At 65.1% G+C, this 22,614-nt stretch carries 22 protein-coding genes; 19 read left to right on the top strand and 3 right to left on the bottom strand.

Annotated elements, in window-relative coordinates; translation table 11 throughout:
* The first annotated feature begins 124 nt into the window (after window positions 1–124).
* Together AC1DN0_RS21625 and AC1DN0_RS21620 are read left to right on the top strand one after the other, a co-directional pair.
* The gene (locus AC1DN0_RS21625) at window positions 125–370 is read left to right on the top strand and encodes an AbrB/MazE/SpoVT family DNA-binding domain-containing protein (RefSeq protein ID WP_052686225.1); all 246 of its coding nucleotides are present in this window, start codon (window positions 125–127) and stop codon (window positions 368–370) included.
* Complete coding sequence (locus tag AC1DN0_RS21620) at window positions 370–792, top strand: type II toxin-antitoxin system VapC family toxin (protein WP_441631240.1); 423 nt, start codon at window positions 370–372, stop codon at window positions 790–792. Before AC1DN0_RS21625 ends, AC1DN0_RS21620 begins: the two co-directional genes overlap by 1 nt.
* Window positions 793–931: 139 nt before the next feature.
* On the opposite strand, the gene AC1DN0_RS21615 is transcribed toward AC1DN0_RS21620, so the two are convergent.
* Window positions 932–3,301: a Tex family protein gene (locus tag AC1DN0_RS21615; RefSeq protein ID WP_477145990.1), complete on the bottom strand. Its 2,370-nt coding sequence runs from the start codon at window positions 3,299–3,301 to the stop codon at window positions 932–934.
* Window positions 3,302–3,465: 164 nt separating this feature from the next.
* Between AC1DN0_RS21615 and AC1DN0_RS21610 the strand changes: the two genes are divergently transcribed.
* The 3 genes from AC1DN0_RS21610 (at window position 3,466) to AC1DN0_RS21600 (ending at window position 6,878) form a co-directional block, all read left to right on the top strand.
* Window positions 3,466–4,278, top strand: a complete 813-nt coding sequence (locus tag AC1DN0_RS21610) for a hypothetical protein (RefSeq protein WP_477145989.1) — start codon at window positions 3,466–3,468, stop codon at window positions 4,276–4,278.
* 140 nt (window positions 4,279–4,418) lie between these two features.
* Window positions 4,419–4,622 carry a DUF465 domain-containing protein gene (locus tag AC1DN0_RS21605; protein ID WP_035860131.1) on the top strand — a complete coding sequence of 68 codons (204 nt, stop codon included), beginning with the start codon at window positions 4,419–4,421 and terminating at the stop codon, window positions 4,620–4,622.
* Between the two features lie 144 nt (window positions 4,623–4,766).
* Window positions 4,767–6,878 carry a DNA repair helicase YoaA gene (locus tag AC1DN0_RS21600; protein ID WP_441631277.1) on the top strand — a complete coding sequence of 704 codons (2,112 nt, stop codon included), beginning with the start codon at window positions 4,767–4,769 and terminating at the stop codon, window positions 6,876–6,878.
* Window positions 6,879–6,962: 84 nt separating this feature from the next.
* Here AC1DN0_RS21600 and AC1DN0_RS21595 read toward each other — a convergent pair whose 3' ends face one another.
* Complete coding sequence (locus AC1DN0_RS21595; RefSeq protein WP_035860133.1) at window positions 6,963–7,793, bottom strand: outer membrane protein assembly factor BamD; 831 nt, start codon at window positions 7,791–7,793, stop codon at window positions 6,963–6,965.
* 16 nt (window positions 7,794–7,809) lie between these two features.
* On the opposite strand from AC1DN0_RS21595, the gene AC1DN0_RS21590 reads away from it, so the two are divergent.
* Both AC1DN0_RS21590 and pgeF read left to right on the top strand, forming a co-directional pair.
* A complete protein-coding gene (locus tag AC1DN0_RS21590) occupies window positions 7,810–9,027 on the top strand; it encodes an RluA family pseudouridine synthase (RefSeq protein WP_035860220.1) in 1,218 nt (405 codons plus the stop codon).
* A complete protein-coding gene (pgeF, locus tag AC1DN0_RS21585) occupies window positions 9,017–9,808 on the top strand; it encodes a peptidoglycan editing factor PgeF (RefSeq protein WP_441631233.1) in 792 nt (263 codons plus the stop codon). Before AC1DN0_RS21590 ends, pgeF begins: the two co-directional genes overlap by 11 nt.
* A 13-nt stretch (window positions 9,809–9,821) precedes the next feature.
* Here the strand turns inward: pgeF and AC1DN0_RS21580 are convergent, their stop codons facing one another.
* On the bottom strand, window positions 9,822–10,103 hold the full coding sequence (locus AC1DN0_RS21580) for a hypothetical protein (RefSeq protein ID WP_477111175.1): 282 nt from the start codon (window positions 10,101–10,103) through the stop codon (window positions 9,822–9,824).
* Between the two features lie 370 nt (window positions 10,104–10,473).
* Between AC1DN0_RS21580 and phaC the strand changes: the two genes are divergently transcribed.
* The 12 genes from phaC (at window position 10,474) to AC1DN0_RS21520 (ending at window position 22,567) form a co-directional block, all read left to right on the top strand.
* Complete coding sequence (phaC, locus tag AC1DN0_RS21575) at window positions 10,474–12,267, top strand: class I poly(R)-hydroxyalkanoic acid synthase (RefSeq protein ID WP_477111176.1); 1,794 nt, start codon at window positions 10,474–10,476, stop codon at window positions 12,265–12,267.
* A gap of 79 nt (window positions 12,268–12,346) precedes the next feature.
* Window positions 12,347–13,528, top strand: a complete 1,182-nt coding sequence (locus AC1DN0_RS21570; RefSeq protein ID WP_477145988.1) for an acetyl-CoA C-acetyltransferase — start codon at window positions 12,347–12,349, stop codon at window positions 13,526–13,528.
* Between the two features lie 115 nt (window positions 13,529–13,643).
* The gene (locus AC1DN0_RS21565) at window positions 13,644–14,384 is read left to right on the top strand and encodes a 3-ketoacyl-ACP reductase (RefSeq protein WP_035860140.1); all 741 of its coding nucleotides are present in this window, start codon (window positions 13,644–13,646) and stop codon (window positions 14,382–14,384) included.
* Window positions 14,385–14,584: 200 nt separating this feature from the next.
* Window positions 14,585–14,833, top strand: coding sequence for a hypothetical protein (locus AC1DN0_RS21560; protein WP_441631224.1), 249 nt, complete (start codon window positions 14,585–14,587; stop codon window positions 14,831–14,833).
* A 6-nt stretch (window positions 14,834–14,839) separates the two neighbouring features.
* Window positions 14,840–15,391, top strand: a complete 552-nt coding sequence (gene phaR / locus AC1DN0_RS21555; protein WP_477145987.1) for a polyhydroxyalkanoate synthesis repressor PhaR — start codon at window positions 14,840–14,842, stop codon at window positions 15,389–15,391.
* 262 nt (window positions 15,392–15,653) lie between these two features.
* Window positions 15,654–15,956, top strand: a complete 303-nt coding sequence (locus tag AC1DN0_RS21550) for a type II toxin-antitoxin system HigB family toxin (protein ID WP_441631222.1) — start codon at window positions 15,654–15,656, stop codon at window positions 15,954–15,956.
* 3 nt (window positions 15,957–15,959) lie between these two features.
* Window positions 15,960–16,316: a helix-turn-helix domain-containing protein gene (locus AC1DN0_RS21545; RefSeq protein ID WP_477103931.1), complete on the top strand. Its 357-nt coding sequence runs from the start codon at window positions 15,960–15,962 to the stop codon at window positions 16,314–16,316.
* A 426-nt stretch (window positions 16,317–16,742) separates the two neighbouring features.
* Entirely contained in the window at window positions 16,743–17,723 is a 981-nt protein-coding gene (locus AC1DN0_RS21540) for a tRNA dihydrouridine synthase (RefSeq protein ID WP_477145986.1), read from the top strand.
* 178 nt (window positions 17,724–17,901) lie between these two features.
* Window positions 17,902–19,281, top strand: coding sequence for a 30S ribosomal protein S12 methylthiotransferase RimO (gene rimO / locus AC1DN0_RS21535; RefSeq protein WP_045241720.1), 1,380 nt, complete (start codon window positions 17,902–17,904; stop codon window positions 19,279–19,281).
* A gap of 103 nt (window positions 19,282–19,384) precedes the next feature.
* Window positions 19,385–20,569: a beta-ketothiolase BktB gene (gene bktB / locus AC1DN0_RS21530; RefSeq protein WP_441631216.1), complete on the top strand. Its 1,185-nt coding sequence runs from the start codon at window positions 19,385–19,387 to the stop codon at window positions 20,567–20,569.
* Between the two features lie 12 nt (window positions 20,570–20,581).
* Window positions 20,582–21,235 (top strand): hypothetical protein, encoded by a 654-nt coding sequence (locus AC1DN0_RS21525; protein WP_441631214.1) that lies wholly within the window; start codon window positions 20,582–20,584, stop codon window positions 21,233–21,235.
* A gap of 105 nt (window positions 21,236–21,340) precedes the next feature.
* Window positions 21,341–22,567 (top strand): cystathionine beta-lyase, encoded by a 1,227-nt coding sequence (locus AC1DN0_RS21520; RefSeq protein ID WP_477111177.1) that lies wholly within the window; start codon window positions 21,341–21,343, stop codon window positions 22,565–22,567.
* Window positions 22,568–22,614: the final 47 nt, after the last annotated feature.

Below are 22,614 nucleotides of genomic sequence, written 5' to 3'. Positions count from 1 at the left end.
CGGATGGCCTGGGTGCTTCTGCCGCATCGGTAGCCGGCGCACGTTTGCTCCTGGCTACAGGTTGCCCCGGAATCAGCGATGCGCTAGTATGTATATACGTTAATGTATATCAAAGGGGGCGACGGTGAACCTGCAAATCGCGAAATGGGGCAATAGCCTCGCGCTACGTATCCCCGCTGATTACGTTCGCCACGCTGGTCTCAAGGAGGGCGACCAAGTGCAGGCCAACCTGACCGTGGATGGCGGTATAAGCATTCGTGCGGCCAAATGGGACCGGAAGGCTTTCGCGCAAGAACTGGAGTCGACTCGCGAGGCGATGCCGATGACGGAATCGGTCATGAAGGAGTTGCGGCACGGGGCGCGCTACTGATGGTGTACGTTGACACGAGTGTACTGGTGGCGCTCTGCGTGAATGAGCCAATGAGTCCCGCTGTTTCGCAGTGGTACGCGGCGTGTACCGAAGAAATGGCCTCTGCCGCGTGGTGTGTTACCGAATTCGCGAGCGCCCTTGGCATCAAGCAGCGGACAAAACAACTGTCGGTCGAACAGGGGGCATCTGCATGGCAGGCATTCGAACGCCTGTGTGCTGGCGACCTACAGTTACTGCCAGTCGAACCGCAGACATTCCATCGCGCTGCAGTGCTAACCCTGGATGCGTCCGCGGGGCTCCGTGCGGGCGATGCGCTGCACCTTGCCTCTGCGCTGGATGCCAAGGCTAAGACCATGGCGACGCTCGATGACGTGCTGGCCCGCAATGCGAAGCGAATGAAGATTAATCCGCTCGCGTTTTGAGCGCCGCCTGGCGGGGGCTCCTTATCGCCTACCTCGCAGATTCACATCTCCAAGGCGTAACTCCGTCATAATGCCGCACACGCGACAAAAGAAGCCCCTGTGCATGGCACAGGGGCTTTTATCCACGGGCGCCTGACGCTCAGCGCTTGAGCTTGGCGAACGCCGCCGCCATCGCGCCGGACGGCTCCGCTTCGCGGCGCTGGCCGCCGAAGCCCTTGCCCTGGYCGGGGCGCTGTCCCTGTCCCTGGCGCGGCCCGTTGCCGCGGTCCGATTGTCCCGCGCGGACCGGGCCCTGGCCGGGCTCGTCGTCCAGGCGCATGGTCAGGCCGATACGATTGCGCTTGACGTCCACCTCCATCACCTTGACCTTGACGATCTGGCCGGCCTTGACCGCCTCGTGCGCGTCCTTGATGAACTTGGTGGAGAGGGCGGAGATGTGGACCAGGCCGTCCTGATGCACGCCGATATCGACGAATGCGCCAAAGGCTGCGACGTTGGTGACCACGCCTTCGAGCACCATGCCGGGTTGCAGGTCCTTGATGTCCTCCACGCCGTCCTGGAACGTCGCGGTCTTGAACTCGGGACGCGGGTCGCGGCCGGGCTTCTCCAGTTCGGAGAGAATGTCGCGCACCGTCGGCAGGCCGAAGGTCTCGTCGGTGAAGGTCGTCGGCGACAGGCCGCGCAGCGCGTCGCGGTTGCCCATCACGTCGGGCAGGCCCTTCTTGATATGGTCGAGGATGCGCTTGACCACGGGGTAGGCCTCCGGGTGCACCGAGGAGCGGTCCAGCGGATTGTCGCCATCATTGACGCGCAGGAAGCCGGCGGCTTGTTCGAATGTCTTGTCGCCCAGGCGCGGCACCTTTTTCAGCGCATCGCGGTTGGCGAACGCGCCGTTGGCATCGCGGTACTCGACGATATTGCGCGCGAGCACGGTGTTCAGGCCCGATACGCGCGCCAGCAGCGGGGCCGAGGCGGTATTCACGTCCACGCCCACGGCATTCACGCAATCCTCCACCACGGCGTCCAGCGCGCGCGCCAGTTCGCGCTGGTTCACGTCATGCTGGTACTGGCCCACGCCGATCGACTTCGGGTCGATCTTGACCAGCTCGGCGAGCGGATCCTGCAAACGGCGCGCGATCGAAACCGCACCGCGGATCGACACGTCCAGATCGGGGAATTCCTTGGCCGCCAGTTCCGATGCGGAGTACACCGAGGCGCCGGCTTCGCTGACCACGATCTTGGTCAGCTTGGCCTCGGGCAGCTGTTTCATCAGGTCCTGCACCAGCTTGTCGGTCTCGCGGCTGGCCGTGCCGTTGCCGATCGAGACCAGCATCACATTGTGCTGCTTGGCCATGCGCGCCAGCGTGGCGAGCGAGCCGTTCCAGTCGCGGCGCGGCTCGTGCGGGTAGATGGTGGCGGTGTCGATGAGCTTGCCGGTGGTGTCGACCACGGCCACCTTGCAGCCCGTGCGGATGCCCGGGTCGATGCCCATCACCGACTTCGGACCGGCCGGCGCGGCCAGCAGCAGTTCGTGCAGGTTGCGGCCGAACACCTTGATGGCTTCGCTCTCTGCGGTTTCGCGCAGTTGCGTCAGCAGCTCGGTCTCGAGGTGCGGCTGCACCTTGACGCGCCAGCACCAGCGGCACACGTCGGCCAGCCACTTGTCGGCGGGACGGTTCTGGTTCTGGATGCCGACGTGGCGGGCAACCATGCCTTCGCACGGGTGCGGCACCATGGCGTCCTGTTCCTCGCCCAGGCCGAGCTTGACCATCAGCACGCCCGCATTGCGGCCGCGGAACAGCGCCAGCGCGCGGTGCGACGGAATGGTGCGGATGGTCTCGCTGTATTCGTAGTAGTCGCGGAATTTCTCTTCCTCCGCGCCTTCCTTGCCTTCCATCACGGACGAACTCACCATGCCGTTGTTCCACAGGTGCTCGCGCACCTTGCCGAGCAGTTCGGCGGTTTCGCCGAATTGCTCCGACAGGATGTCGCGTGCGCCGTCGAGTGCGGCCTTGACGTCGGGCACGCCGCCATCGGCGGTGGGATTGCCGTTGACATACCTGGCGGCCTCGGTCTGCGGGTCCAGCGTGGGATCGGCCAGCAGGGCAAGGGCCAGCGGCTCGAGCCCGCACTCGCGCGCGATCTGGGCACGGGTGCGGCGCTTGGGCTTGTAGGGCAGGTACAGATCTTCCAGGGCCTGCTTGGTCTCGGCGCCTTCGACGGCCGCGCGCAGTTCGGGCGTCAGCTTGCCTTGCTCCTCGATGGAAGCGAGGATGGTGGCGCGGCGCTCTTCCATCTCGCGCAGGTAAAGCAGGCGCTCTTCCAGGTTACGCAGATGCGTGTCGTCCAGGTTGCCGGTGACCTCCTTGCGGTAGCGCGCAATGAAAGGCACGGTCGCGCCTTCGTCGAGCAGTTCCACGGCCGCGGCCACCTGGCGGGGTTGGACGGAGAGTTCGGCCGCGATGAGCGACACGATCTTTTGCATGACGGAAGCTGGCAGATTGGACATCAGGAAAACAGTCGGTCGAAAGCGGGGCATTTTGCCACAAGCTTGCCGCGGCGCGGCGCGGTGTTCAGGGCAGGGCACAGCCGGCGTTCCGGCGGAGGCTGGCCAGGCATCAATAAGCCGCCGTGCCCTGGGGCAAGAGGCGGGGCGGATGTTAGAATCCGGGCATGATCGTCAAGCCACATCCGGCCCCACTCGCGGCCGCGTTATCCGACTGCTCCGCCACCCCGGCCAAGGCCCGCTCTCTGTCCGCGCAGCTGCGGCTTGCCTTGCTGTGCGCCGGCCTGGCGGTGTTGCTCATGCCAATGCGCGGCCATGCGCAGGCGGCCCCGGGCGCTGCGCAGGCCCCTGCCCAGGCAACTGAGGCGCAAGCGCCGCAGCCGCCGTCGCGGGATTTCGCCGCGGAGCGCAAGGCCATCGTCGATTCGCGTGCCTGGACCGATTATCGCTACGGCAAGGCGGAGCACGATTGCTACAACAGTTTTTTTGTTACGCACTGCATCGACAAGGCCAAGGATGTGCGCCGCGGGGAACTGCAGGTGCTGCGCAAGCGGGAACTGGAGGTTGGAGAAGCGGAGCGCGCCTTCAAGGCGGTCGAGCGCGACCAGGCTCAGGCCATCAAGCGTGCCGAGTACGAAGCCGGCCAGCCTGCCCGCGAAGCCAATGAACGCGCCAGCCGCGAGAGTTTCGAGCGCAAGCAGCAGGAACAGCAACTGCGCGATGCGCAGCATCAGGCCGATGCTCCGCAGCGTGCCGCCAATGCCGAGGCTTACAACAAGAAGCAGGCTGACTTCGATGCGCGCATCAAGGCAGCGCAAGAGCAGGGCGCGCAGCAGGCCAGGYAGCGGCAGGAAAATGTAAAGGCGTTCGAGGCGAAGCAGCGCGAAGCCGAACAACGGCAAAAAGACGTCGACGAGCGCCGCGCCAAGGCCAAGGAACAGCAGGGGCAGGCCACGACGCCGCGTCCCTTCGGTTTCTGAGCGGTGCGAGCCGCGCCCACAGCCGGGGGCAATACCGGCGACAATGGCCGGTGCAAGACGACGCGACGCGCCACGCGGTGCCAGCGTCGGAAGCCATACCGGCCCGSCGGCGCCAGCGCCGGCTTTGATCGGGGGAGCCCATGGACCGCAACCTGAATACCTTATCGCGGCAGATCATGGAGTTGCAGATCGAACACCGCGATCTCGATTACCTGATTGACCGCATGGCGGCTGACGCCACGCATGACGAGCTGCAGCTGCGGCGCCTGAAAAAGCGCCGCCTCAAGCTCAAGGATGCGATTACCTTGCTCCAGCTTCAGCTCGAGCCGGACGTGCCCGCCTGATTCCCCTTGTCCACGGGCCGTCGCTGAAGCGGTCCGCCATAAAGCCTCGCCTTGCCCGCCTCCGAAGAAGACCTTTCCGCCACGCCCGCGGTCCCCGTAACRACCACCGTGTCCGCTGCGGCCGACACGCCAGATACGCCCGCAATGCCGGCCGCCAGCGGTACCGGGCCGTCCGGTGCCGCGGTATCGCATGCCGCCGAACTGGCTACCATCTTCGCCCCGACCGGGACCCTGGCGCAGGGCATCGAAGGCTACCGCCCGCGCGAGGCGCAAGAGCGCATGGCCGAGGCCGTTGCCAGCGCGATCGAGCGCGCCGACACGGTCATCGTCGAGGCCGGCACCGGTACCGGCAAGACCTTTGCCTATCTGGTCCCCGCCATGTTGTGGGGCGGCAAGGTCATCCTCTCCACCGGTACCAAGAACCTGCAGGACCAGCTCTTCCTGCGCGATATCCCCACGGTGCGGCGCGCGCTCAATGTGCCGGTGTCGGTCGCGCTGCTCAAGGGGCGGGCCAACTATCTCTGCCACTACCATCTGGAACGCGCCGAAATCCAGGGCCGCCTGGCCTCGCGGCAGGACGCCGCATGGCTGCGCGAGATTGCCCGGTTTGCCAAGGTGACGTCCACGGGCGACAAGGCCGAGCTTGCCTCGGTGCCGGAAAACGCGCCGGTATGGCAACTGGTCACTTCGACTCGCGACAACTGTCTCGGCACGGAGTGCCCGAACTACAAAGAGTGCTTTGTCATGCGCGCGCGCAAGGAGGCGCAGCAAGCCGACCTGGTGGTGGTCAACCATCACCTGTTTTTTGCCGACGTCGTACTGCGCGACACAGGCATGGCGGAACTGTTGCCGGCGGCCAACACAGTCATCTTCGACGAGGCGCACCAGCTGCCGGAGACGGCCACGCTGTTCTTTGGCGACAGCCTGTCGACCAGCCAGTTGCTGGAGCTCGCGCGGGATACCGTGGCCGAAGGCCTCTCGCACGCGCGGGACGCCGCCGACTGGGTGCGCATCGCGGCACCCCTGGAGCGTGCCGCGCGGGACTTGCGGCTGGCCTTTACCAAGGACAATGCGCGCCTGGCGGTGAACCAGATCGAAGCGGACCCGCGCATCAGCAAGCCTTTTTTTGAGACGCTGGACGCACTCGAAAGTGCGCTGGGGGAGTTCGTGACCCTGCTGGAAAGCCAGGCAGAGCGCGCCGAGTCGCTGGAGCAGTGCCACCGCCGCGCGGTGGAGCTCGATCAGCGCCTGGCGGCCTGGCGTAGCGAATCCAAGGCCGCGCCGCAGCCCGCCGCGAGCGGCGAGGCGCAAGATGGCGCGGTGGCGGCCCCTGCAGCCGCCTTCGGGCCGGACACGGTGCGCTGGGTGGAGGTGTTCTCCCACACGGTGCAGCTGCATCGCACCCCGTTGTCGATCGCGCCAATCTTCACGCGTCAGCGCGAAGGCCACCCGCGAGCCTGGGTATTTACCTCGGCCACGCTCTCGGTGAAGGGCAATTTCAGCCACTACGCTGCCCAGCTCGGGCTGGACAAGGACAGGTCGCTGACCTTGCCAAGCCCGTTCGACTACGCCGAGCAGGGCCTGCTCTACGTGCCGCGAGACCTGCCGGCGCCGCAGTCGCCCCAGTTCACGGAAGCGGTGGTGCAAACCGCGTTGCCGCTGATCGAGGCGGCGGGCGGTCGCGCCTTTCTGCTCTGCACCACGCTGCGGGCGGTGCAGCGTGCCTCCGATATGCTTTACGAGGCCTTCGCGGAGCGCGGCCTGGCACTACCCCTGCTGGTCCAGGGCCAGGCCAGCCGCACGGAACTGCTCGACCGTTTCCGTGAGCTTGGCAATGCGGTGCTGGTCGGCAGCCAGAGTTTCTGGGAGGGCGTCGACGTGCGTGGCGAGGCGCTGTCACTGGTGATCATCGATAAACTGCCGTTTGCGCCACCCGACGATCCCGTGCTGGCCGCACGCATGGAAGTGCTGCAGAAAAAGGGCCTGAGCCCGTTCGCCGTGCACCAGTTGCCGCATGCGGTGATCACGCTCAAGCAGGGCGCGGGGCGCCTGATCCGCTCCGAGACAGACCGTGGGGTGCTGGTGATCTGCGATACCAGGCTGGTGGAGAAGCCCTATGGTCGCCAGATCTGGCAGAGCCTGCCGCCCTTCAAGCGGACGCGCGAGGCCGAGACCGTGATCCGCTTCCTAGAATCGATCCGGGACGGCGGGGAGGCGCCAGCGGCGGACCAAGGGGGCGAAGCGCGGCCCGATTGAGCAGGCAACAAAAAGCCCGGTTGAGACCGGGCTTTTTGTTGCCGGGGCTTGCGCCTCCGGCCTACTCAATTGCATGCCTGCCGTTCAGAACACTTCCCACCAGGACTTGTCCTTGCGGCGTTCTCCATACTTGATGTAATCGCTGTTGGGGAAGTTCTTTTCCATCACGCGGGCGGTATCGTCGCGCAGATCCTTCATGCCCAGCGAGTCGTAGGAACGGATCATGATGTACAGCGCTTCTTCGTTGGCCGGGGCGCCATCATATTCCTTGAGCGCCTGCTGGGCGCGGTTGGCGGCGGCCAGGTAGGCGCCACGCTTGTAGTAGTAGCGTGCCGCATGGACCTCGTGCTGGGCCAGCGCGTTCACGATGTACTGCATGCGCGCGGCGGAGTCCGGCGTGTACTTGCTGTCGGGGAAGCGCGTGACGAGGGTGTTGAATGCGTCATACGCGGCGCGCGCGGCCTTGGGGTCGCGCTCGCTCAGGTCCTGGCCGGAAAAGCGGCCGAGCCAGCCCAAATTATCATTGAAGTTGATCAGGCCCTTCAGGTAATAGGCATAATCCACGTTCGGGTGATTCGGATGCAACTGGATGAAGCGGTCAACCGAGGCCAGGGCCGCGGCGGTTTCGCCATCCTTGTAGCTGGCATAGGCGGAATCGATCTGCGCCTGCTGCGCGAAACGGCCGAAGGGGTAACGTCCTTCCAGCTTATCGTACAGCTTGACTGCACGGGTGAAGTCGCCGGAATCGAGTGCGTCCTTGGCTTCCGAATATAATTTGTTAGCCGACCAGCCGGCAGTTTCGTCTGGTTGATCCGACAGCAGGCCGCACGCCGATAGCATGACGCAGCCGCCTGCGAGCAGAATCGCTCCAATTCTTGCGCGCCAGTTGGCGCGCTTCATGCTCATCGATTGCATGGGCAACATATCCCGGATGAAAAATAGCGTCAAGCATTATAGCCCAAGCCCCTTGCCGGCAACCGCCGCCAAGGGCATCGCGCAGCAAGCTGCCGATTCAGCCGACACTTTGAACGAAGTGGAGGACCTGGAAGACCTGACCGATGTGGCCGCGCTAGGCGGCCTGGAGGCTGGTGCGCAGGCATCGCCGATCGAGTTGGAAATGCAGCAAGTGGAGTTTGAAGTAGACGGTGCGTCACATGGCGAGCGCCTCGATAAATTGCTGGCGCGCCATCTCAGCGGATTTTCGCGCAGCCGCCTGCAGCAATGGATCGAGAGCGGCGCGGTGCTGGTCGACGGCGAGGTGCGCCGCTCGAAGGCTTCGGTCCAGATGGGCGAGCGCGTCGTGGTGCGGCCGCAGGCCCCCGCCGAATCGCGCGCCTTCGTGCCGGAAGACGTGCCGCTCGAGGTGGTGTACGAGGACGCGGCAATGCTGGTCATCGACAAGCCCGCCGGGCTGGTGGTGCATCCCGCGGCCGGCAACTGGGGCGGCACGGTGCTCAACGGCCTGCTGCACCGCTATCCCGAGGCCGTGGGCCTGCCGCGCGCCGGCATCGTCCACCGGCTCGACAAGGAAACCTCCGGGCTGATGGTAGTGGCGCGCACGCTTACCGCCCAGACCGATCTCGTGCGCCAGTTGCAGGCGCGTACCGTCAAACGTACCTATCTGGCGCTGGTGTGGGGCGAGACGCCCGAATCGGGCACCATCGATGCGCCGATCGGCCGCGATCCGCGCGAGCGGATCCGCATGGCGATCGTGCTCACCAACAGCGGCAAGCCTTCGCGCACCCATTTCCGCACGCTGGGCACGGTGCCGCTCGGGCGGGGCCATGTCTCGATGGTGATGTGCCAGCTCGAAACCGGCCGCACGCACCAGATCCGCGTGCATTTCGAATCAATCGGCCATCCCCTGGTCGGCGATCCGGTCTACCATCGCGCCGCTACGCAGCGCGGCCAGCGCCCGGCCATCAAGGCGCCGCTGCCGGTGCCGCTGGGGCGCCAGGCGCTGCACGCCTTCCGGTTGGGGCTGGTGCATCCGACGACCGGCAAGTCCATGTCGTGGGAGGCGCCGCCGCCCGACGACCTGCAGGCATTGATCGAAGCGCTCGATTTCGACCGCGCCGATGATGAGGACGAGGATGACGGCTGGGTGGAGGGCGAGGACGGCGCATGGGAGTACGGCGATGACGACTGAGGCGCCGTGGCTGGTTCCTGACTGGCCGGCCCCGGCGCGGGTGCGCGCGTTGTCCACCACCCGTCAGGGCGGCTTGAGCCAGGCCCCTTACGGCCTGGCGGACGGCAGCCCGGGCGGGCTTAACCTCGGCACCCACGTGGGCGACGATCCCTCGGCGGTCGCCGGCAACCGGGCGCGCCTGGCCGCGCGGCTGCCGGCCGCGCCAGGCTGGCTGGAGCAGGTGCATGGCTGCGCGATCGCCACCGAGGACAAGTTCGCGGCCGATGGCGCGGTTCCGCAGGCGGACGCAAGCATTGCCGCGACCCCTGCGCGGGTCTGCGCCGTAATGACCGCGGATTGCCTGCCGGTGCTGCTCTGCGATCGTGCCGGCACGGTGGTGGGCGCGGCGCACGCTGGCTGGCGCGGGTTGTGCGGCGGGGTGATCGAATCCACGGTGGCACGCATGGGCGAGCGGGCAGGCGCGCAGGCCGAGTGGCTGGCCTGGCTTGGTCCTGCGATCGGCCCGCAAGCCTTCGAGGTCGGCGCCGAAGTCCGGCAGGCCTTTCTTGCCCAGGCGCTGCCCGAAGAAGCGGGACCGGTGGATCGCGCATTCCGCGCCGGCGCGGACGGCAAGTATTTCGCCGATATCTATGCGCTTGCCCGCATCCGCCTCGCGCGCGCGGGCTGTACCGCGGTGTATGGCGGCGACGCCTGCACCGTCAGCGATGCGCGGCGCTTCTACTCTTACCGGCGCGATGGCGTCACTGGCCGCATGGCCAGCCTGGTCTGGTTGGTCGCCTGAATTCCCCTCGCCGTTAGTCCCGGGCGGGCGGCAGGGCTGGTCGCGCGCCCGTCGCCTGGGCGGGCTGGGTTGCCTCGGGCTCCCCGGCGGCCGCGGGGTCCGGCTCGCTCTTGGCCTGTTTTGCTTCCTCGGCCTTGCGCCGGCGCCGGCGTCCAGGCGTGCCCATGATGTACACCAGGATCGCCACCGGGAACAGGCCATAAAAGACGAAAGTGGCCACGCCCGCGACCACGGTATGTTCGGTAATGGCCATCATCAGGACCACGTACAGCCAACCGATTGCAACGATGTACATCAGAAAGTCATCCTTCTCGTGCAAGCTTGCCCCGGGGCCGGAGTGGCTGCGCCGGGCTGCCCGCAGATTCGCGCCGGGCGCATTTTGCCATTAGCGCCGGTCCGCGCAATTTTCCGCATTGACAGGCAGAACATTGCAAGGCAACAATGGCCTCGAGTGGCTTGCGATTATGTGTTCGCGAGCATTCGCAGGCTCCGCCGGCACCATCCGGTCCGCGGAGAGGCGTGTCCGGCAAGCATACCGCATGACGTCACCAGCCGAGGGTGTCAGCGCGGGCCGGTTTCGAGGCTGGAGGCGGGGGTGAGTCCCGCAGTGGTGGCACGCCGCCCAGCCAGCTTTCAAATAAGTGACGGCAGAGAGACGAAACATCATGGCAACCGGCAAAGGTGCGGCAGCTTCCGCCAAGGAAGACAAGTCCCAACCGTTTTCATTTGCTTCGGGGCCATTTGATCCAGCGACATGGCTGGAATGGACCCGTCAGGCACAGGCCAACGGTATGGCGACCCAGCAGGGCATGTCCGGCATGCCCGGCATTCCCGGTTTCGAGGCTTTGACGGGTTCCGCCATGGCGGGCGTGAAGATCGCGCCCGATCAGTTGGCCGGCATCCAGCAGCGCTACATGAAGGACTTCAGCGAGCTGTGGCGAAGCATGGCCGAAGGCGGCGCCAATCCGGCGGAGGCACTGGCCGACCGCCGCTTTGCCGGCGATGCCTGGCGCAGCAGCGCGGCCTTTCACTACGCGGCTGCCTTCTACCTGATCAACGCACGCGCCATGAATGAGCTGGCCGACGCGGTCGAGGCCGATGCCAAGACCCGCCAGCGCATCCGCTTCGCCGTCTCGCAGTGGGTCGATGCCATGTCGCCGGCCAATTTCCTCGTCACCAATCCGGAGGCGCAGAAAAAACTGATCGAGTCGGGCGGTGAGTCGCTACGGGTTGGCGTGCTCAACATGCTGGAGGACCTTGGCCGCGGCAAGATCTCACAGACCGACGAATCCGCCTTCGAAGTGGGCCGCAACGTGGCTGTCACCGAGGGTGCGGTCGTCTACGAGAACCCCTACTTCCAGTTGCTGCAATACAAGCCGAGCACCGAAAAGGTGTTCACGCGCCCGCTGCTGCTGGTGCCGCCGTGCATCAACAAGTACTACATCCTCGACCTGCAGCCGCAGACCTCGCTGGTGAACTACATGGTGGAGCAGGGGCACACGGTCTACATGGTGTCCTGGCGCAACCCGGATGCCTCGATGGCCGAGATCAGCTGGGATGACTACATCGAGCATGCCGCCATCCGCGCCATCGAAGTCACGCGCGAGATCAGCGGCCAGGACCAGATCAACGTGCTGGGCTTCTGCGTGGGCGGCACCATCGTGTCCACCGCGCTGGCGGTGCTGGCCAAGCGCGGCGTGCGGCCCGTGGCCAGCCTGACATTGCTGACCACGCTGCTGGATTTCGCCGAGACCGGCGTGCTGGATGTGTTTGTCGACGAAGCCCACGTCAAGCTGCGCGAAGCCACCCTGGGCGGCGTCGGGGGCGCGCCATGCGCGTTGCTGCGCGGCGTGGAACTGGCCAACACGTTCTCTTTCCTGCGCCCCAACGACCTGGTCTGGAACTATGTCGTCGACAACTACCTGAAGGGCAATACTCCGGTACCGTTTGACCTGCTGTTCTGGAACGGCGACGCCACCAACTTGCCGGGACCCTGGTACTGCTGGTACCTGCGCCATACCTACCTGCAGAACGAACTCAAGGAGCCGGGCAAGCTGACCGTGTGCAATGCGCCGGTGGACCTGGGCAGCATTGACGTGCCCACCTATATCTACGGCTCGCGCGAGGACCATATCGTGCCCTGGGCATCGGCCTACGCCTCGACCGCGCTGCTCAAGAACAAACTGCGTTTCGTGCTTGGGGCATCGGGCCATATTGCCGGTGTGATCAACCCGCCGGCCAAGAAGAAGCGCAGCCACTGGACCAACGACAAGCTTCCGGCGTTGCCAGAGGACTGGCTCAGCGATGCCACCGAGCATGCCGGCAGCTGGTGGCCCGACTGGGCATCCTGGCTGGGCAAGCACGCCGGCGCGCGCAAGGCAGCGCCCACCGACTACGGCAACAAGGATTACCGCGCCATCGAGGCGGCACCGGGCCGCTACGTCAAGGCGAAGGCATAGGATTTGTCCGGGCCGGCACCCCATTGGGCAGCCGGCCTCTTTCACCCCTTATCCGCATTCAACTCGAGAGGACCTCCCAATGACTGACATCGTCATCGTATCCGCTGCCCGTACCGCGGTGGGCAAGTTCGGCGGCKCGCTCGCCAAGATCCCCGCACCTGAACTCGGCGCCATCGTTATCAAGGCCGCGCTCGAGCGCGCCGGCATCAAGCCCGAGCAGGTCAGCGAAGTGATCATGGGCCAGGTGCTGGCCGCCGGCTCCGGCCAGAACCCGGCGCGCCAGGCCGCGCTGAAGGCTGGCCTGCCCGTGATGGTGCCGGCCATGACCATCAACAAAGTCTGCGGCTCCGGCCTGAAGGCCGTGATGCTGGCGGCCAACGCCATTGCCGCGGGCGATGCCGAGATCGTGGTGGCGGGCGGCCAGGAAAACATGAGTGCCGCGCCGCACGTGCTGCCGGGCTCGCGCGACGGCTTCCGCATGGGCGATGCCAAGCTGGTCGACAGCATGATCGTGGACGGTCTGTGGGACGTCTACAACCAGTACCACATGGGCGTCACCGCCGAGAACGTCGCCAAGGAATACGGCATCACGCGCGAAGCGCAGGACGCGTTCGCGGCGGCCTCACAGAACAAGGCCGAAGCTGCCCAGAAGGCTGGCAGGTTTGACGAGGAAATCGTGCCGGTGCCGATTCCCCAGCGCAAGGGCGATCCGGTGCAGTTCGCCACCGACGAGTTCGTGCGCCACGGCGTCACGCAGGATGCGCTGGCTGGCCTGAAGCCCGCCTTCGACAAGGCCGGCACGGTGACCGCGGCCAATGCCTCGGGCCTGAACGACGGTGCCGCCGCGGTGGTGGTGATGTCGGCTGCCAAGGCCAAGGAACTCGGCCTGACTCCGCTGGCGACCATCCGAGCCTACGGTACCGCCGGTGTCGATCCCAAGGTAATGGGCATGGGCCCGGTACCTGCATCGCAGCGTTGCCTGTCGCGCGCCGGCTGGAGCGTGGAAGAGCTCGACCTGATGGAAATCAACGAAGCCTTCGCTGCCCAGGCCCTGGCCGTGCACAAGCAGATGGGCTGGGACACGTCCAAGGTCAACGTCAACGGCGGTGCTATCGCCATCGGGCATCCGATCGGCGCGTCGGGCTGCCGCGTGCTGGTCACGCTGCTGCATGAGATGAAGCGCCGCGGTTCGCGCAAGGGCTTGGCCTCGCTGTGCATCGGCGGCGGCATGGGCGTGGCGCTGGCGGTGGAACGCGAGTGACAATCTGCATCGCTTGCCGCAACGCATAGCGCGCAAGCTGGTCTGAGGGGTGTGCTGGCGGGGAGAGGGCTTCTTCCCGCTGGTTTCAATAAAAACTAGCCATCAAGGAGTAGATATGACTCAGCGCATTGCATACGTAACCGGTGGCATGGGTGGCATTGGAACGGCCATCTGCCAGCGTCTGGCCAAGGATGGCTACAAAGTGGTGGCCGGTTGCGGCCCCAACTCGCCGCGCCGTGAAAAATGGCTCGAGCAGCAGAAGGCCCTGGGCTTTGATTTCATCGCGTCGGAAGGCAACGTTGCCGACTGGGATTCGACCAAGGCCGCATTCGACAAGGTCAAGGCCGAAGTCGGTGAAGTCGACGTCCTGATCAACAACGCCGGCATCACGCGTGACGTGGTGTTCCGCAAGATGACGCGCGCCGACTGGGACGCCGTGATCGATACCAACCTGACCTCGCTGTTCAACGTGACCAAGCAGGTCATCGACGGCATGGCGGACCGTGGCTTCGGCCGCATCGTCAATATTTCGTCGGTCAATGGGCAGAAGGGCCAGTTCGGGCAAACCAACTACTCCACCGCGAAGGCAGGCCTGCACGGCTTCACCATGGCGCTGGCGCAGGAAGTGGCGACCAAGGGCGTGACCGTGAACACGGTGTCGCCTGGGTACATTGCTACCGACATGGTCAAGTCGATCCGCCAGGATGTGCTGGACAAGATCGTCGGCACCATTCCCGTCAAGCGCCTTGGCGCGCCCGAGGAAATTGCGTCGATCTGCGCCTGGCTGGCGTCCGATGAGTCGGGCTTCTCGACCGGCGCGGATTTCTCGCTGAACGGCGGCCTGCATATGGGGTGATGGGCTAGGGCCGCCTTTGGTATTCGGGTGGCTTTTTGTCTTGGGAGGTCCTCTTCGGAGGGCCTTTTTTGTTTTTGGTGGCGGAACTGGCAGGGCGGCCAATCCGGGCAGTCAACCGAAGTCCCCGCATGTTCTCCAAATAGACCTTGAGCTGCCCCATTCCCCGCAGCAATATTGCATTGCACTCCCTGCACCGCACCATGCCGACTGAACCGGGTAAAAACCTGCCCCCGCATTTCCCGCAATCCATTGCCCCGTGCGGGTTTTCCTTAACGGCCCCGGCTTTCAATAGTGCCTTGTTGGGCATAGAATCAGGGCAGCGGCTTGCCCGCACCAAAATAGATCATGCGTTGCAGGTCAACACGTTGTATCCCCCGCTGCCGGTTTCGATTTTGCGCACCGCACAGCATGCGGTGCAGCAGCATGCAACAGCGACGATAAAAGGATAGAGCACGATGGCTACCACCAAGAAAGGCGCAGAGCGACTGATCAAGAAGTATCCTAATCGCCGGCTCTACGATACGCAGACCAGCACCTACATCACGCTAGCCGACGTCAAGCAGCTCGTGATGGACACCGAGGATTTCAAGGTGATYGACGCCAAGTCAGGCGACGAGCTCACGCGCAGCATCCTGCTGCAGATCATCCTGGAAGAAGAGACCGGCGGCGTGCCGATGTTCTCCAGCTCCATGCTGTCGCAGATCATCCGCTACTACGGCCATGCCATGCAGGGCATGATGGGGACCTACCTGGAGAAGAACATCCAGGCCTTTATCGATATCCAGAACAAGCTGGCCGAAAACTCCAAGGGGCTATACTCCGGCGAGCCGTTCAGCCCCGACATGTGGTCCCAGTTCATGAACATGCAGGGCCCGATGATGCAGGGSATGATGAGCAACTACATCGAGCAGAGCAAGAACCTGTTCGTGCAGATGCAGGAACAGATGCAGAGCCAGGCCAAGAACATGTTCGGCACGTTCCCGTTCAACCAGCMGGACAAGAAGTAAGCCGTCGCCAGCCGCCCTGGCGAGGCGGCATGGTATTGCCTGGCAGGGCAACAGTTCTGTAACAGTTCTGTTGGGCGGGCCTGGCCCGGTTAGGGCCAGGAGTCGGGATCTCCCTCCATTGGCACAAGGCCGCTCGCTGCCGCCGACACTGCGTATTCCACCATTCGAATTCCATTTACCGCCCCCGCTTGCGCGCAAGACGGGTGACTGCGTTTGCCGAATCGATCTGACGTAGTCCCATTTTGGGACTATAATCAGTGCCATGCGAATTATTGCGAAACGACATCTGCTGATGTTCTGCGAGAAGCACCCGGGCGCAAAGCAGCCGCTGCTGGCGTGGCACGAGGAAGCCATCCGGGCGCGATGGTCGACACCGCAAGACATCAAGGACCGATACGCGTCGGCCAGCTTCGTAGGTAGCAATCGTGTGGTGTTTAACATCGGCGGTAACAACTACCGGTTGATCGTCGCAGTCGCATACCGCGTGGGCGTTGTGTACGTGAAGTTCATCGGGACACACGCCGAATATGACCGGGCCGATGCGGCAACCGTGGAACTGGAGTAACGCATGGACATTCGACCTCTGCACACTGACGATGACTATCAGGCGGCGCTGGCCGACGTGTCGGCGCTCGTCGATATCGATCCGGTACCCGGCACCCCGGAAGGGGATCGCCTGGAGATCATGGCAACCCTCATCGAGCGCTATGAAGCGGATCATTTCCCGCTGGAGCACCCGGACGCAATCGAGGCAATTCGTTTCAGGATGGAGCAGGGCGGTCTGACTGCACGCGATATGCAGCCGTATTTCGGAAATCTGAATCGGGTGTATGAGGTGCTGAACCGCAAGCGAGGCCTCAGCCTGGCCATGATCCGGCGCCTCAATCAGGAACTGAAAATCCCGGCGGAAGTCTTGATCGCCTGACTCCTGCCTTTCGCGTTAAGCAGGGCGTCCCGCCAGGCGAGCGCCACAAAGCCAGAATCCCGCGCAAGGCGGGACAGGACCGGGCAGGTGCGGACGCCGAACGTGCCACCTGCAAGCGCAACGCACTGTGAATCCAGTTGCGTCCCGGCGCGAAAATCCTGCCGAGATTTGCTGGTTGGGGCGATCGGTTAAAATCACGCATATCCGGGTGACGCGCGGCTTCATCGCGCTGGCTACCCTTCTCAAATGTGGCGATTCATATCGAGGACTCGCCTGCACAGTGCGAATCCCAATGCCTTCCGAAATCCAGGACATTCACCAGGTGCTTGCCGCCGAGGCCAGGCCCGTTCCGGCGGCCGGTTTCGTGTTTTCCGGTTTTCCGGCATATCGCCAGGACAAGCGCCACACTTCGGCGCCAGCTTTCGCATGAGCCGGCTGTTTCTGGCCCCCATGGAAGGGCTTGCGGACTACGTGTTGCGCGACGTGCTGACCGGCGCGGGCGGATACGACGGGTGTGTGTCCGAGTTCGTCAGGGTGACCGGCTCTCTGCTTCCCGAGCGCGTCTACGAGAGGGACACCCCCGAGATCCTCGACGGAGGCCATACTCCTAGTGGCACGCCGATGGTGATCCAGCTGCTTGGAAGCGATCCGGAATGGCTGGCGCTGAACGCGGCCCAAGCAGCGACGTTGTCGCCGCATGGACTCGACCTGAACTTCGGTTGCCCCGCCAAAGTCGTCAACAGGCACGGTGGCGGGRCCATGTTGCTGGCGGACCCTGAGCTGCTGAACCGGATCGTTTCGTGCGTTCGCGCCGCGGTGCCTGCCAGCATCGCCGTAACGGCAAAAATGCGGCTTGGCGTGTCCGATACCTCGCTGGCGATCGACTGCGCCACCGCGCTGGCGGAAGGCGGCGCGGCTTCCCTCGTCGTGCATGCCAGAACGCGCGACCATGGCTACCGGCCGCCGGCCCACTGGGAGTGGATCGCGCGTATCGATGCTGCCGTGGACGTGCCCGTTGTTGCCAACGGAGAAGTCTGGACGGTCGCCGACTGGGAACGCTGCCGGGCTGTCAGCGGCTGTGCCGACGTGATGATAGGGCGGGGCGCCGTATCCGATCCTTTCCTGGCCTTGCGGATACGCGGGCTGATGGAAAGGGTGGCATCCGGCGAGGAATGGCCGCTCGTGCTTCGTCACATTGCCGACTACCTGAAGAAGTTGCAGGCCCGTGTCGAATGCCGTCATGAGCACGGACGCGTCAAATTGTGGCTCAGCTATCTGAAGCGGACCTGGCCGCAAGCCGCCGAGCTGCATGCGGCCATCCGGCGCCTGCAAGATTCGTTCGAGATTCAAGACGTGATTGAGCGTGCCCTGGCGGACATGCCAGGGACTTCATCCGCGCGGATGTGACGCCGCTGCGCAGGGCAGGCTGGCCCATTGATGCGATGAGACTGGTTGCGACAGGTTTACCGCGGCATGTCGGGGATCAGGCGCCGAGAAACTTTGGCGAGCGGTTAAAATGCGCGATTGGCTTTGTACCGCCAGGCGGCCATGTCCCGCCTCGCCCGCCCCACATTTGGAAGTAACCGTGAAAAACCCTTCAGAATCAACGACTAATAAAGACCATATTCCAAATGTGGGATTCGTGAGCCTTGGCTGTCCAAAGGCGCTTGTGGATTCCGAGCAGATCATTACCCAGCTGCGCGCCGAAGGCTATGCCATCAGTGGCACCTATGACGGCGCCGACCTGGTGGTCGTCAACACCTGCGGCTTTATCGACGAGGCGGTGCAGGAAAGCCTGGACGCGATCGGCGAGGCGCTGGCCGAGAACGGTAAGGTTATCGTTACCGGCTGCCTGGGCGCCAAGAAGAACGCGGCGGGCGAGGACATCATCACCTCCGTCCACCCGAAGGTGCTGGCCGTGACCGGCCCGCATGCGCTGGGCGAGGTGATGCAGGCGGTGCACACGCATCTGCCCAAGCCCCATGACCCGTTCCTCGACCTGGTGCCGGCCGCCGGGATCAAGCTCACGCCCAAGCACTACGCTTACCTGAAAATTTCCGAGGGCTGCAACCATCGCTGCTCTTTCTGCATCATCCCTTCGATGCGCGGCGACCTGGTCTCGCGTCCGGTGGCGGAAGTCATGCTGGAAGCCGAGAACCTGTTCAAGTCCGGCGTCAAGGAACTGCTGGTGATCTCGCAGGACACCAGCGCGTACGGTGTGGATGTGAAGTACCGCACCGGCTTCTGGGACGGCCGCCCGCTCAAGACGCGCATGACCGAACTGGTCGCGGCGCTGGGCGAACTCGCCGCCAGGTACGGCGCCTGGGTCCGTCTGCATTACGTGTACCCGTACCCGCACGTCGACGAGATCATTCCGCTGATGTCGCAAGGCCATGTGCTGCCTTACCTGGATGTGCCGTTGCAGCACGCCCACCCGGACGTGCTCAAGCGCATGAAGCGCCCGGCCAATGCCGAGAAGACCATGGACCGCATCCGGGCCTGGCGCGAGATCTGCCCCGAACTGACCATCCGCAGCACCTTTATCGCGGGCTTCCCCGGCGAGACGGAGGAAGAGTTCCAGACGCTGCTGGACTTTATCGCCGAGGCCGAACTGGACCGCGTGGGCTGCTTTGCCTATTCGCCCGTAGAGGGTGCCACCGCCAACGATCTGCCAGGCGCCTTGCCTGACGAGGTCCGCGAAGAGCGCCGCGCGCGCTTCATGGAAGTGGCGGAGGAAGTGTCCGCCCGGCGGCTGCAGCGCAAGGTCGGGCAGACCCTGCGCGTGCTGGTCGACGAGGTCAACCAGGATGGCGGTATCGGCCGTTCCTCGGCTGACGCGCCGGAAATCGACGGCCTGGTTTATATCGACCCGCCGGCGCAAGGCTCGCCGCGCTACAAGGTCGGGGAATTCGTCTCGGTGAAGATCACCGGCGCCGATGGCCACGACCTCTGGGGCGAGGTCTGAGCCAGGCAAGGTCCGTGCGCTGCGATAGGTAAAAGTACGCTCGTTCGTTTTTTGCGGCGCGCCGTTATACTGTGCGCTGCAACATCAGCCCTGGAGACACAAAATGACACGTGAAGTGGTGGTGGTGAGCGGCGTCCGGACCGCAATCGGTACCTTTGGCGGCAGCCTGAAGGATCTTTCCCCGACCCAGATGGGCGCCATGGTCGTGCGCGAGGCGCTGGCCCGCGCGCAGGTCAGCGGCGATGAAGTTGGCCACGTGGTGTTCGGCAACGTCATCCAGACCGAGCCCAGGGACATGTACCTGGGTCGCGTGGCGGCAGTGGAGGGCGGCGTCACGATCGACGCGCCGGCACTGACCGTCAACCGCCTGTGCGGCTCGGGCCTGCAGGCCATTGTCAGCGCGGCGCAGACCATTTTGCTGGGCGATGCCGATGTGGCCATCGGCGGCGGGGCGGAGAGCATGAGCCGTGCTCCCTACCTGGCGCAATCGGCCCGCTGGGGGGCGCGCATGGGCGACGCCAAGATGCTCGACATGATGCTGGGCGCGCTCCACGATCCCTTCCACGGGATCCACATGGGCGTCACCGCCGAGAACGTGGCCAAGGAATACGACATCAGCCGCGGCCAGCAGGACGAGGCCGCGCTGGAGTCCCATCGCCGCGCCTCGGCAGCCATCCGTGCCGGCCACTTCAAGGACCAGATCCTGCCGGTCACGCTGAAGGGCCGCAAGGGCGACGTCACCTTCGACACCGACGAGCACGTGCGCCACGACGCGGTCCTGGAAGACATGACCAAGCTCAAGCCGGTCTTCGTGAAGGAAAACGGCACGGTCACCGCAGGCAACGCCTCGGGCCTGAACGACGCCGCTGCCGCCGTGGTGCTGATGGAGCGTGCCGAGGCCGAGAAGCGCGGCCTCAAGCCGCTGGCCCGCCTGGTTTCCTACGCCCACGCCGGCGTCGATCCCAAGACCATGGGCATTGGCCCCGTGCCGGCCACGAAGAAGGCGCTGGAGCGTGCCGGCCTGACCGTGGCGGACCTCGACGTGATCGAAGCCAACGAAGCCTTTGCCGCGCAAGCCTGCGCCGTCACCAAGGCGCTCGGGCTGGATCCGGCCAAGGTCAATCCGAACGGTTCGGGCATCTCACTGGGCCACCCGATCGGCGCCACCGGCGCGCTGATCACCGTCAAGGCGCTGTACGAGCTGCAGCGGGTGCAAGGCCGCTATGCACTGGTCACCATGTGCATCGGCGGCGGCCAGGGTATTGCGGCCATCTTCGAACGCATCTGATCCGAGGCTGACTTGCGGCGCGTAGCGACTCTATCCCTCTCCGTTTCCCTGTCACTGGCAACCGGACTGGCAGCGGCAACGCTGGCTGGCGCCGCGCTGGCCGCCGGCGGCACCGAGCTGTCCACGGGCACGCCCGGCGCCGGTACCGCCGGCAATAGTGCGGGCAGCCCAGAGGGCTTCGGCATCAACCAGGCGATCCGCGAGGGTGAGTCGAAACGCGGCACCCAGCTTTCCACCGGCGCGGCGCCCAAGGCGCTGGCGCCGCGTCCCGAATACGCGTCATTACCGGTCTACGTGGGCACGCTCGGCGACCAGCCGGTGCGCCTGCGGCTCGGGCCCAAGCCCGACGAGCGCGACAGCGTGCATGGCGAGTACAGCGTCGGCCGCGCCGGCGGCGTGCGCGTGCTGGCCGGCGAATATGAAAACGGCGCCTTCCTGATGGAAGAGTCCAATGACGGTACGCACGTCACTGGCAATTGGGAAGGCACCATCGACGGCGCCGGCGTGGTTCATGGCAACTGGACCGACCCCGTCAACCCGGCCATCGTGCTGCCCTTCATGATCCGGCCTTTGGGCGTGCTAGTGATCCCGCCCTTCGACATGACCCCCAACAGCGGCATCACCTACGCGCCGCCGCCGCCGAAATCGTCGATTTCCGGCCGCTGAGGGAGCGGGGCGGATAGCGCCGGGTAAGGCGCACGCAAGCCAACACGCCCCCGATTGCTGGTAAGCTCGAACGTTCATCGAGTCATTGCCAGACAAGGAATCGCCGTGTCCGACCGCCAGCCTCCCGAGAAGTCCGCTGCCCAACCCGCCTACCTGCAGACCGTGGCCGTCCAGCCCGAGCTGGATATCGCACCCGGCTTCGCTTCATTTTCCCCTCCCACGCATCGCGGCTCCACCGTGGTCTTCCGCAGCCTGGCGGAGTTGCGCGCACACGGCGACGGCGCCACGACCTACTGGCGCTACGGCCTGCATGCCACGCCCACCAGCGAAGCGCTGTGCCAGCATCTGGCGCTGATCGAGGGCGCGCGCAAGACGCTGCTGCTGCCATCCGGCCTCGCCGCTATCTCGCAGGTGTACTTCGCGCTGGTCAAGTCGGGCGATGACGTGCTGGTCCCGGACAACGTCTACGGCCCTAACCGCGACCACGGCGAATGGCTGGCGCGGGACTTCGGCGTGTCGGTCCGCTATTACGATCCGATGATCGGCGCCGGGATTGCCGGCCTGATCCGCCCCAATACCCGCCTGATCTGGATGGAGTCGCCGGGGTCGGTGACGATGGAAGTGCCCGACACCGAGGCCATCGTGGCCGCGGCGAAGGCGCGTGGCGTGCTCACCGCGATCGACAACACCTGGTCGGCGGGCGTCTATTTCCGGCCCTTCGACAAGGGCATCGACATCTCGGTGCAAGCGCTGACCAAATACCAGTCGGGCGGCGGCGACGTGCTGATGGGCGCCGTGCTGACCCGCGACGAAAAGCTCCACGACCGCCTCAGGCGTGCCCGCATGCTGATGGGCTGGGGCGTGTCGGCGGACGATTGCTACCTGGTGCTGCGCTCGCTGCCGAGCATGCCGGTCAGGCTGGCGGCACACGACCGCGCCGCGCGCGAAGTGGCTGAATGGCTCTGCCAGCGCCCGGAGGTGGTCAAGGTCCTGCACCCGGCCTTGCCGGACTGTCCGGGGCATGACTTCTGGCGGCGCGATTTCAGCGGCGCCACCGGCTTGTTCTCGGTCGTGCTGCATGCGCGCTATACGCGGGCCCAGGTCGATGCCTTTGTCGAGGCGCTGCGGCTGTTCGCGATCGGCTGGTCGTGGGGCGGAGCGCACAGCCTCGCGGTGCCGTATCACGTCCAGACCATGCGTCCCCAGGGCAGCTGGCCGCCAGCGGGCTGGCAAAACGCCGGCGAACTGGTACGCCTCTACATCGGGCTGGAGGATACCCGCGACCTGATCGCCGACTTGCGCGGCGCGATGGAGTCGCAACTGGTGGCATGACATGGAACGGGCTGCGCCGGACATGATCCGGGGCGGCCCATCACTTG

The sequence above is a fragment of the Cupriavidus sp. 05N39 genome, assembly GCF_056397325.1.
The sequence above is the reverse complement of the archived record's forward strand: the minus strand, read 5'-3'. Positions and strand labels throughout refer to the sequence as shown.